Origin of the sequence: Bradyrhizobium sp. U531 (assembly GCF_051710265.1) — a bacterium.
Classification (GTDB): Bacteria; Pseudomonadota; Alphaproteobacteria; order Rhizobiales; family Xanthobacteraceae; genus Bradyrhizobium.
This window is the reverse complement of sequence record NZ_JASVEN010000006.1, coordinates 424886-435309: the sequence shown is the minus strand read 5'-3', so window position 1 is coordinate 435309 and position 10424 is coordinate 424886. Positions and strand designations below refer to the sequence as shown.

General features: G+C 57.5%; 8 protein-coding genes and 3 pseudogenes. 6 read left to right on the top strand and 5 right to left on the bottom strand.

The window, feature by feature from the left end; all coding sequences use genetic code 11:
- Positions 1 to 423: 423 nt before the first annotated feature.
- From QRQ56_RS27140 to QRQ56_RS27115, 6 genes and pseudogenes are all read left to right on the top strand, one after another.
- Positions 424 to 843, top strand: a complete 420-nt coding sequence (locus QRQ56_RS27140; RefSeq protein ID WP_438744218.1) for a DUF7694 domain-containing protein — start codon at positions 424 to 426, stop codon at positions 841 to 843.
- Positions 844 to 1333: 490 nt separating this feature from the next.
- Positions 1334 to 2152, top strand: coding sequence for a biotin synthase BioB (gene bioB, locus QRQ56_RS27135; protein WP_438744217.1), 819 nt, complete (start codon positions 1334 to 1336; stop codon positions 2150 to 2152).
- A gap of 20 nt (positions 2153 to 2172) precedes the next feature.
- Positions 2173 to 2510: pseudogene (locus QRQ56_RS27130) on the top strand (aspartate 1-decarboxylase).
- 175 nt (positions 2511 to 2685) lie between these two features.
- Positions 2686 to 3267 carry an aminotransferase class I/II-fold pyridoxal phosphate-dependent enzyme gene (locus QRQ56_RS27125; RefSeq protein ID WP_438744215.1) on the top strand — a complete coding sequence of 194 codons (582 nt, stop codon included), beginning with the start codon at positions 2686 to 2688 and terminating at the stop codon, positions 3265 to 3267.
- Positions 3266 to 3782, top strand: a pseudogene (gene bioD / locus QRQ56_RS27120) (ATP-dependent dethiobiotin synthetase BioD); the annotation flags it as partial. The gene QRQ56_RS27125 and the pseudogene bioD, both read left to right, overlap by 2 nt.
- Positions 3779 to 5034, top strand: a pseudogene (locus tag QRQ56_RS27115) (adenosylmethionine--8-amino-7-oxononanoate transaminase). The pseudogenes bioD and QRQ56_RS27115, both read left to right, overlap by 4 nt.
- 247 nt (positions 5035 to 5281) lie before the next feature.
- On the opposite strand, the gene nolL reads toward QRQ56_RS27115, so the two are convergent.
- The 5 genes from nolL to QRQ56_RS27090 all read right to left on the bottom strand — a co-directional run bounded on the left by nolL (position 5282) and on the right by QRQ56_RS27090 (position 10397).
- Entirely contained in the window at positions 5282 to 6403 is a 1122-nt protein-coding gene (gene nolL / locus QRQ56_RS27110) for a nodulation factor fucose acetyltransferase NolL (RefSeq protein ID WP_438744213.1), read from the bottom strand.
- 1311 nt (positions 6404 to 7714) lie between these two features.
- Positions 7715 to 8977, bottom strand: a complete 1263-nt coding sequence (gene ectB / locus QRQ56_RS27105; protein ID WP_438744211.1) for a diaminobutyrate--2-oxoglutarate transaminase — start codon at positions 8975 to 8977, stop codon at positions 7715 to 7717.
- A 366-nt stretch (positions 8978 to 9343) separates the two neighbouring features.
- Positions 9344 to 9484 carry a hypothetical protein gene (locus QRQ56_RS27100; protein WP_231189053.1) on the bottom strand — a complete coding sequence of 47 codons (141 nt, stop codon included), beginning with the start codon at positions 9482 to 9484 and terminating at the stop codon, positions 9344 to 9346.
- 61 nt (positions 9485 to 9545) lie between these two features.
- Positions 9546 to 9749, bottom strand: coding sequence for a hypothetical protein (locus QRQ56_RS27095; RefSeq protein WP_438744209.1), 204 nt, complete (start codon positions 9747 to 9749; stop codon positions 9546 to 9548).
- Positions 9750 to 10007: 258 nt separating this feature from the next.
- Complete coding sequence (locus tag QRQ56_RS27090; RefSeq protein ID WP_438744207.1) at positions 10008 to 10397, bottom strand: response regulator transcription factor; 390 nt, start codon at positions 10395 to 10397, stop codon at positions 10008 to 10010.
- Positions 10398 to 10424: the final 27 nt, after the last annotated feature.

The window sequence follows — 10424 nt, the reverse complement described above, 5'->3', positions numbered from 1 at the left end:
CCTCCGCCGCCATTGTTGCTCTAAGGCATTTCAGTCGGTTCTGGCATCAAGCACGGTTAGCCCAACGCCATACCTTGCGGACTTGTTTAGGCGAAGGGGCGGCAGCAGCTCCTGCAGGCCCGGCTTGCCGCGACAACCATCGTAGATGTCTGTGCCGATTGTCTGCATGAGGCAAGTTCGCAACGAAGGCACGAATGACGAGAAAAACCCAAGGAAAGATTCAGATGTCGAAAGATAAACTGCAGGAGAAACTCTCCGCTGGACGATCCGGACAAAGCCGATGTTCGTCTTCCAACTAAGTTTGGTGCAGATGGTCCGCAGTAGTTGGGATTGCCCATGCCGGCGCGGCGGCCGGTCAATGTATGAGTTGGACAACACGAGTGGTGCCGGATTCGACCCTATCGGTCAAAAGAGGGAGGAGGTGTGAGGAAGCAAATTGTAGATAGGCTCGAAGCGGGACGCGTACGCGATGGCCGGTTCGCCACCGCACCCGGATCTGGTCCTTCCGGTCTCTTCTTCGTGCAGGGGCCTTGTGGCTGCCAGCTCAAGATCATCGGCTTCGTTCGTCCGGGATGGGAGCATGTCTCTGTGTCGACGCCTCGGCGATCTCCAAATTGGGAGGAGATGTGTCTCGCCAAAGATCTGTTTTGGCATCAGGAGGAATGCGTGATGCAGCTGCATCCTCCTCAGTCACAGTATGTGAACAACAGTCGCTATTGCCTGCATCTCTGGAGGCCGACCCGTCAGGTCATTCCGATGCCTCCGTCAGCCTTCGTGGGCATCGTCGGGCTGGGGCCGTCTGAAGCGGCAATTCTGTTTGCGCAGATGAGTGCCATGTCTTAACGGACCCGGCCGCATCGATGCCAAGTCGAGCGGCGGCACGTAATCGAGAGCGCAGTGGCGCTGGAGCCTAGGCGGCCACAGGCCCGCCAAGGGCCCGCGGGCACCACTCTGCGCACCAAAGGCCGCTGCGCTTCTCAAAGCGGCAAGGCACGCCGCAGAATCGGCTCGTCTATTGTGCGCAATATGACGCGCATAACAACGCCAGCGAGGAATCGGCCAGGTGACGAATTAGAGCGGATCGGTCGATCCGGTACACATTGCGGGCGGCCAAATCCTCGCATCAGTAAAGGACCTACGGGGCGCAACTACGTACGCATCGGCTAGTGACCTGGGTGAGGCGCGTCGGGCAGCGTTGTTGTGCGTGCCTCGATGCTGCGATCAAATCCTGGAAGGCGGGCCGGCTATTAGCCTGATATGCGCGCGATGGCCCGCGCAACTCGGCGATATTTCTCCTTCAATACCGGGCAAGAGTGCGTTTCCGGAGCTGCGCATGTGGGTGTTGCCTGTATCCAGTGGACTGAAGGCGGCTCGCTTGATGGATCGGTCTGACGTGGTCTCCGCCGCGCAACGGGCCAAGGCCGCCGGGGCGACCCGCTTCTGCGTGGCCGCGGCCTGGCGCAATCCAAAGGACCGCGACCTCGATCAGGTCTGCGATATGATTGCCGCCGTTAAAGATTTTGGCATGGAGACGTGCGTAATGCTCGGCATGCTCACGCCAAAGCACGCCGCACGGCTCGCCGACGCCGGCCTCGATTTCTACAATCACAACGTGGACACCTCGCCTGAGTTCTACCGCAGCATCATCACGACCCGGACCTTGCAAGAGCCAATCGACACTCTTACGCCCGTGCGCCAGGCGGGCATCAAAATCTGCTGCGGCGGAATTATTGGCATCGGTGACGACGCCGAGGACCGTCTCGGCATGCTGCTACTGCTCGCCAATCTTCCGAACCATCCGGAAAGCATCCGGATCAAGCTCTGGAACGAGGTGAATGGCGTGCCGGTGAGGTTCACGGCGGAGCGTCCCGATCCGATTGCACTGGTGCGCCTGGTGGCGACCGCGCGGATCATGATGCCCAACAGCGTCATACGGTTGGCCGCCGGGCGTGAGTACATGACTGATGAACTCCAGGCCCTATGCTTCTTGGCTGGTGCGAATTCCATCTTTGTCGGCGATGTGTTGCTGACGACCAAAAATCCGCAAGTTGACCGGGATGCAAGTGTGCTAGCCCGGCTCGGTATTATGTCTGACCCGCTTAAGTCATCCAGAACAATGGGCGTGGCGCGCGCAAGCCATCAGCGTAGGTAAAGAAATGCAGATTGTCCTGATTGAAGGGAACGATTCATTGCACCTCGGTCACTGAATCCGACCTGCACTATGAAGGCTCGATCTCGATTGATCGCGCGCTGCTGGACGCGGCCGGTATCCGATTAACGTTCGCGTCGAACTGTACAACCTCGAGACGGGAACACTCTTTGCAACGTTTGTGACCGAAGCGCCACAAGGGTCCGGCACCGTAGACGTAAACGGTGCGGCGGCGCGACTGGCGATGCCCGCAGATAAGATAAGTATTGTTGCATACGCGTCACTTGACGAGGAGGATGCGAGCATCTTCAGGCCGCGCATTGTGCCGGCTGATCGAGAAAATCCCATCCTGCAAGTTTGAATCCACAAGCCAACGCGGGAAGACCCTGTCCGGCCACTTGGGAGTTTTGCGGCGTCCATCGTTGCTCACCGAGTGATGAATGAGTTCCGTCATTGCGGGTATGTTGCTGTGCTGACAAGGCTGTCGCAACAAGACGACCTGCTCGTCCTTGATTCGCCGGTTCACGCCAGTATTCATGAAGGAGCGCGAACGGGCCGAGCAGCGTTTCGAATCAGTGCCCATAACAATCCGCAGGCTATCGAAAGCGGCGATTTGCGACTGGCGCCCGGCCGCAGGAGCCGGGCGGGTCTGGATCGTAGTCGAGAGCCTCTACAGCATGGATGGCGAAGTCGCACCGCTTGGAGACCTGCTCGGGATCGCGCACCTGCACGACGCGTTCATGGTTGTCGACGAAGCTCATGCAACGGGCGTTTACGGCGAGCAATGGCGAGGGCTCACGGCGGCCTATGAAGGACGCGAGAATCTCCTCGTTGTTCATACCTGCGGTAAGGCGCTGGGAGCTTCCGGCGCGCTTGTCACCGCCACTGGCGTGCTGCGCACGATCAATCGCTGTCGCCCGTTCATCTTCGCGACCGCTCGGTCGCTGTTGATGGCGGTGGCCGTGCGGGAGTCTCTCTTGATCCTGCAGGAGGAGCCGGAGCGAAGAACGGTTGACGAAGCTGGTCGCGTTCTTGCATCGGGAGATGGCTGTGCGAGGCGAGAGAAGTCCTTCGAATTCGCAGATCCTGCCCTATATCGTTGGCGAGAATCGTTTTGAAGCGGAGACCGATAGCCAGCTGGTTGCACGGCTGAGCGGTCTTCCGGCCGATCGGATCGTTCCGGAGCGTTACCGCCTTAAAATACCCGCTTCCCCGCATCATTCGGCCGAGATAGACGGAATTCGCATCGACCCCGGATTCGCTCATCGGGCCGCAGGCCGGGGAGCGACCGCTCGTCATCGAAGGCGCCGGCGGGCTGATGGTGCCGCTGAACCGTAGCCCACTCTACATCGACATCTTCGAGCGGTGGCGGCTTCCCGTCGTGCTCCGCGCCCGCACGCTACTCGGGACCATCAATCACTCCCTGCTGCCGGTTGTGGCCTTGCGAAAGCGCCAGATCGACATTCTTGGGATCGCATTATCGGGGGAAAGAAATGCTGAAACTGAAAGCGCAATTTGTGACATCGCGCGGGTGCGTTGGTTAGGCCGGCTGCCCTGGATTTCTCCTCTGACGGCAGACAGCCTACGGGTCGTCTTCAAAGACTCGTTCATTTCCAGCGACTTCCAGCCATGAAGCCAAACAACAGGTGGCCAATCTGGCACCCATTCGCGCAGCATGCGCTTCACAAGAGATGACCAAGGTTGTGCGTAGCGACGGTGCTTATCTCCACACTGCGGATGATCATCGAATCATAGATGCAGTCGCATCCTGGTGGGGTCGTCACTCACGGCCATTGCCATCCGCAGATCGTGAGCGCGATTCACGAATAGGCCGGCAAATTGAAGCGAGTCATTTTCGCCGGCTACACGCATGATCCGGCCGAGGAGGTCGCTCGGCTCCTTTTGAAACTCATACCCCAAGGCTTGGACCATGTGTTCTACTCGGACAGTGGCTCAGCCGTTTGAAGTCGCCCTTGAACATGGCACTCGGCTATTGGCACAATAGAGGCAAACAGGGAACACGCATCGTTGTCATGCAGCACCCCTATCACGGCGACACGTTCGGCGCGATGTCGATTGGTGCCCGCGGTGTCTTCAACGCGGCGTACGGACCGCTCCTGTTCGACCTGACCTCAATGCCATTCCCTGCGAGCGGTCGTGAGCAGGCAACGCTTGATGCGCTTGAATCAGCATGTCGACACGAAAATCGCGCAGCCCTTATTGTCGAGCCTGGTGTTGAGGCAGGCGGAATGCTGAGGTACCCAACTTGGGTGCTAAGTGAGATGAAGCGGATCTGCGAGGCGTCGGACGTCCTGTCATTGCCGATGAGGTCATGACGGGCTGGAGCCCGCACCGGAACAATCTTCGCCTGTGAGCAGGCCAATGTTGTGCCAGATCGAGCGTGCTATTCAAGGGCCTCACGGGAGGGGCGCTGCCGCTCGCTGTGACACTGTGCTGGCCAGGAATTTTTCGATGCTCATTACTCGAAAGACCGTACACGCACATTCCTTCACTCGAGTTCGTCCACGGCAAATCCGCTGGCCTGTGCCGCCGCCAAGGCTAACCTGGAATTGTGGAAAGACAAGTCAGACGCATTGCTGCGCTCGCAACCATGCAAGAGCAGGCAATTGAACCATTCCGCGGCGATCCGCGCTTTGCAAACGTTCGCCGTAGCGGCACCGTCACAGTGCACTCGATCTGAAGACGAAAGATACCGGCCATTCGCAGGCGTCGGCCCGAAGCTTCACGCCTTCTTTAAAGTGCGCAATCTCTTGCTGCGCCCACTCGGTAATACGATCTATGTGATGCCGCCATATTGTGTAACACCAGGAGACCTGCACGAAATATATGCGGGCGTCTATGACGCTGCCGATGCGCTGGCCTGAAGACGCGCGCGGCTCCGCAAGACTAAGGAGTCTGAGTTGTCGTCGGCTTCCGGAACGAGTTGAGAGTGCCTTGCCATAGGGTGCCGAAATGGACGATGGTTACTCGCATGTTACGTTACTCTATGCCGACCGGCTCGGCCGGTGGACGCCGACGCCGCCCGATCGGGCTTCGAACGCTATTCCGGCGGCAGCACAAGGCGATGCCATCGCAACATCCTGCCGTACTCGGACGATCAAATGCATACAGCTAGTTCATTGCGGGTTTGGCTCGCGGGAGACCTGACCGCGGTGGCATTCCAAGGACGAGCTGAGACAGATATGGAACGCCGCGAACAGTCGAGCGGACCACTAGCGCGATCGCAACAATTGCCGCCCCGAGCAGACCCGCGATGATCAACTGGGTCGTGAGATCCCAAAGTTCTCCGAGCTGTATGAAATCCATTAGACGGAACACGGTACCCTGGACAAGGTAGAGCAGCAGCGTGGTCTGGCCCAACTCCATAGCTATAAAGCGGGCGATTCGGGTTGAGTGGCTAAAGCGCCAGCATTGCAGCAAGAGTTCGATGGCGATTGCTGAGGCAGCTGCAGCGCCAACAAACATCAGAAGCACGTCTTTGGCCGACCGAAAATCGTGAATTAGTCCAAGATTATTGTAGACATAAGTGTCCTTGCCCCAGGCTACAAAACATACGCAAGTCAAGACCGAGAGAAATAAAATCAAGAGCGGCTTGTGAGATCGCGATGTAGTCGTCCATCGTTCGTTCGATTGAGCAAACAAGAATCCCAAGCAGAAGAACGGGTAAGTGAACCTGATCAAGGGCGATATGGAGAACGTCAGAGGAACGAGTGCAATCAGTATCGCTGAGCCAGATATGACCAACGATCGGTGGCTCAGCCTGGTGAGTATCTTGATGAGAAGGTAAGAAACAAACGTGGCCCAGATGAACCAGTATGTGCCGGCAAGATCGTCTACAAATTCCAAAAGGCCGGTAGTTAGGCTGGTCGCGCGCCACAATGCCGCTGACTTAGCTGTCTCCATGAGCGCCCACCAAAACAGCATGGGCAGTAAGAGCTGCGTCGCACGGGCGATGGCGGCCTGAGTGAACGACTTCTGCAGCAACGATCGAGAAGAAAGATAGCCGCTTATCGCCATAAAGAGCGGCATGTGAAACATATAGATTGCTTTGTAGTACGGCGAATACCAAAAGCCGCCGTCTCGATAGATGACATACTGGATCAGGTGCCCAACGATTACCAAGACAATGAGCGCACCTTTCGCGAAATCTAAGCTCAGATCTCGATCGCTTGCCCCGGTCGTGCGCGAGCTCGGGGCCATTATTCCAGTCACGCGTTGCAATCTATCAAACATCTAGATATCTGTTGTTGCTGAGCCGGCGGCCCGTTGTCCGCTTCTTCTGCCTCATTTTTGGTTTGGACGAAAGGTGATGGTGGGAGTTTTTGGAAGGGCAACAAGCTCAACTGGTTAGGCCTTGAGGAACTAGCCGTGGGCCGAGCATCTCTGTACGCCTCAGCAAACTGTGCGGTAGAGAGCCGATATTTGGTTTGAGACGCTGGGCTAGCAGTGCGGGCACGGCATGCTAGTTGCAGACGCGGCTCTGGGAGGAAGACTGTCGCACTCAGTCTCCCACTCAGCCCGACGCATCTCGGACCCGGCAGATGCGTCGGGCTTCTTCGGTTCGCCCAGCATAGTCGACATTTGGTCCCGTCGACGCCGGGGTGATCAAGCTAACGGGGCGTCTGATAGCTGAACTCGATCACGCCAACTTGGGGCCATGGCATCGGGCTGGGGGCAGACGGATATCGGTGCTCCGAGTTGTGGAGCAAAAGCCGACGACCAACGCTTTTTGAATTGAGCTGCTCGTTCGGCTTCGTGCAACTCACGCCTGAACCGCGGTTGCCGTGACGACTTTTGTCGTAAAGCCGCCGCCGCAGTCATTGCTGCCGCATTTATGGTGTAAACGGCTCGGCTGGATCGCAGCTGCGGAATGTCTACGGTCCTGACAAAGTCCGCACCCGTGTGATGGACACGTGCTCATGAAGGCCAGGCGTGAAACGGGCTGCGCGTGTGGAGTACCATCTCTAGCTGAAGCTCGTCGCTTATGTGCATCCGGGGGAGGCCTGGTTGATCGTACTTGGGCGGATGACCAACTGCGTTCGAGCAACATGACCTAATGCTCCAAGGAGGCGCCAGATCTAACGCAGGAGTGCGTGAAAGAGCACGGTCAGATGCGCGTGCGCGACGTCGCCGAGGCAGGCTTCTCGATCAATATCAGCTGAGCTTGGCGTGGGGATGAGGCGGTAGATCGCAGCGGCGGGCGGACTCTCCTCACTTGTGGACTGGCTTAGATGCGATCGTCATTCAATAATTCTTCGCGCAGCACTTTGAGGGCCTACTACACCATTCGACTCCGCTCCGCCAACGAGGTCGCCTTCGGCGGACCTAGGGGGCTCCACACTCACGTGTTGCGGACCAAGCAGGGAGCAAGGCGTTCTTCGCCACCAGCGACTCAGCGGATCACAAACAGCGCTGGCGTTCAGGCGTTAGCTCCACATTATTGCCTCACAACCCCTGACCGTTTCGACGCGAAGCAAGGGCCGACGCCAGTGTCGTTGGCGGCGATGCTGTCGCTAGGACCAGTGTCTCTCGTGTGCCGGCAGGTTAGCTTGGTCGGGTCAACTTCAAGGTTTCAGTCAATGACTCCTCGAATATATCGAGCCCTTGTTCCAACGTTTCTTCGGCGATCGTAAGTGCAGGCAGGAACTTGACAACCTGATCCGTCGGTCCGCATCGCTCGATAATCAATCCCTTCACAAATGCTCTCCGTGACGTCGCCTCTGCGATCTCGCTCGTTTTGCAATCGAAGCCGCATACCATGCCGCGTCCACGAACGGCAAACTCGTTTCCGTGCTGATGCGCGATAGCATCGAGTCGACGCCGCATAAATGCACCCAAGCGTTGGATCTGTTGCGAGAACGTCTGGTTGCGCCAATACAGATCCAATGCCGCCTTGCCAGAAACGAGTGCAAGGTTGTTTCCGCGAAATGTTCCCGTATGCTCGCCTGGTTCCCATGCGTCGATCGCTTCCTTGATCAAGAGCATCGACAATGGCAAGCCGTAACCACTCAGCGATTTCGACATCACGACAATGTCTGGCGACAACGCAGCGAACTCGAAGCTGAAGAACTCACCTGTGCGACCACAGCCCATTTGGATATCGTCAACTATGAAAATAGCTCCGACCTCTTTTGCCAAAGCCTGCATTGACTGCAGCCATTCCTTGCCGGCGACGTTAATGCCTCCCTCTCCTTGCACGGTTTCGACGAGAATGGCGGCTGGAAGATCAGTACCACTGCTCTGGTCCATTAACACCTTTCGAACGTAATCCGCCGGACTGTACGAGGAGCCAAGATACCCATCATAAGGCATGAAAGTTGTGCCGGATAAGGGAATCCCGCTGGCTTTACGGTAAAAGCGGTTACCGCTCGCGGCTGTGGCTCCCAAGCTTTGGCCGTGATATCCGTTCGTGAAAGAAATGACGTTGTGACGCCCTGTGATTTTACGCGAGAGCTTTAGAGCTGCTTCAACGGCGTTAGCTCCTGTAGGCCCGGTGAATTGAAAGCGGTAGGAAAGATTCCGTTCCCGAAGAATAACAGAGCTAAAGGTCTCCATGAATTCGACTTTTGCTGGAGTGGCCATGTCCAAGCCGTGGACGACCCCGTCCGACTCCAGATAGTCGCTGATTGCTGCTTTGATCTGCTGATTGTTGTGGCCATAGTTTAGCGTTCCAGCGCCAGACAGAAAGTCTATGACCTTTCGGCCGCCCTCTGTGAACATAATTGAACCGCGCGCCCCATTGAAGACAGCAGGAAAGGAACGTGAGTACGCACGCACATTGGACTCTAGCGTTTCAATTGTCTTCATTCGGCTCCCCTGTGTACTCCAACCATGCGGTCGTCGCGTCGACCAGACAATCTGCCCGATGAAACAACGCGGGCCAACATCGTGCAGGACTGGCAGGCCATGACCGCGGGTTCCGCGCCTCTCGGCATCGTTTGGGTTGCGCGTAGCGCATCTAAAAATCAGCTCCAACGGGTTACCTGACAACCAGGCGGAACAAAGCTACCATCTCTAGTAGCTTCGTCCCCATCCAGCGACGGCCCCCGTGTTAAGTCATCTTTCGCGAACAGGTTTACCTAGCCGCGCGGGAAGACGTTGCGCATGCGTGCGGTACCTTGCGTCAGGATACCGCGAGCCGGAAGCGACATGCTCAGGCCACGGTCTCAGGGACTAGAAGGACACGCCCGCCGCCCGACCGGTTTTGGCCTTGCGCTTGGTCGACACAATCGCCGGGCAGTCGTCGGCGTGAATGGATTCGGCAGCAAAGGCATGGCTTGAGATCGAATCTGCCAGCGGCACTTGTGTTGCCATTCCAACGGATGCGTAAGCTTCCGGTGCTTCAGTCCGAAGAGTTGCTGGGATCGAACCGAATTTAGCGGATCTGGCGGTGCAAACCGTTCGATCCGCCAACATTCGATCTGCCAACATACGTCTTTGCGGCTTCTCGGAATTCCGCAGCGAACGTCTTGACAAACTCCGTGATGTTGGCCGCGATCGCCGCCTCCTTTTCCCCCAAACTCGGCGGCCGGATCCGTGGCACTTTCGCGCCGAACTCAGCAATGGTTGTCGCACTCAAGATCGCGCGCTCCTGCGTTAACGCGACGAGCGCTTCGGCCTCGTCGAATTACGCGATCATACGGGAGGCATGTTGTCAGGGGCCCGGACTAGCAAGTGCTTCAACCAGACGTCGAAAGTGCGACAACAGCGACAGGAGTGCGGCTACATCAAAAGGTGATGGTCGCCACTGGCGCGGGGTAAGCACGAGCAATCGCGCGTTGATCGACATCGTGAGCGCCGCGCGGGCGCGGCTTGGTCCAGATTGCTTGCCCCGCTTTCAGGCGTTTGTTCCGGGACGGTGCTCGCGGAGTACTTCATCGACGCAGGCCATCAACTCCAGAGCGGGAAACGGTTTAGCGAAAAAGCCGGTCACGCCGGCGCTCAAAGCGCGGGCTTGCGTGCGATCATCCGCGAAGGCAGTAATCAAAATGAATGGCGCAGCGTGGCCTTGGGCCCGCATCTGTTCTAAAAGTTCAAAGCCGCTCATCGTGGGCATCTGCACGTCTGCAATTACACAGGACGTGCTGTTCAATTGAGACGACTCCAGGAATTCCTCGGCCGAAGCAAACGTATGAACGATGTGGCCCTGTGATTTCAAGAGGTTGTTCAGCGCGACACGAATTGAAGGATCATCGTCGACAACGGAAATAGTGTTAGACAAGACCACCCGTCCTGGTTGGGCGAAGGCACTGGC

What these genes read in the sequence shown, in the direction of transcription:
- ectB (WP_438744211.1), bottom strand. Translation starts at nt 8,977, where the DNA reads ATGAAGACAATTGAAACGCTAGAGTCCAATGTGCGTGCGTACTCACGT.
- nolL (WP_438744213.1), bottom strand. Translation starts at nt 6,403, where the DNA reads ATGTTTGATAGATTGCAACGCGTGACTGGAATAATGGCCCCGAGCTCG.
- bioB (WP_438744217.1), top strand. Translation starts at nt 1,334, where the DNA reads ATGTGGGTGTTGCCTGTATCCAGTGGACTGAAGGCGGCTCGCTTGATG.
- QRQ56_RS27125 (WP_438744215.1), top strand. Translation starts at nt 2,686, where the DNA reads ATGAAGGAGCGCGAACGGGCCGAGCAGCGTTTCGAATCAGTGCCCATA.
- QRQ56_RS27100 (WP_231189053.1), bottom strand. Translation starts at nt 9,484, where the DNA reads ATGGCAACACAAGTGCCGCTGGCAGATTCGATCTCAAGCCATGCCTTT.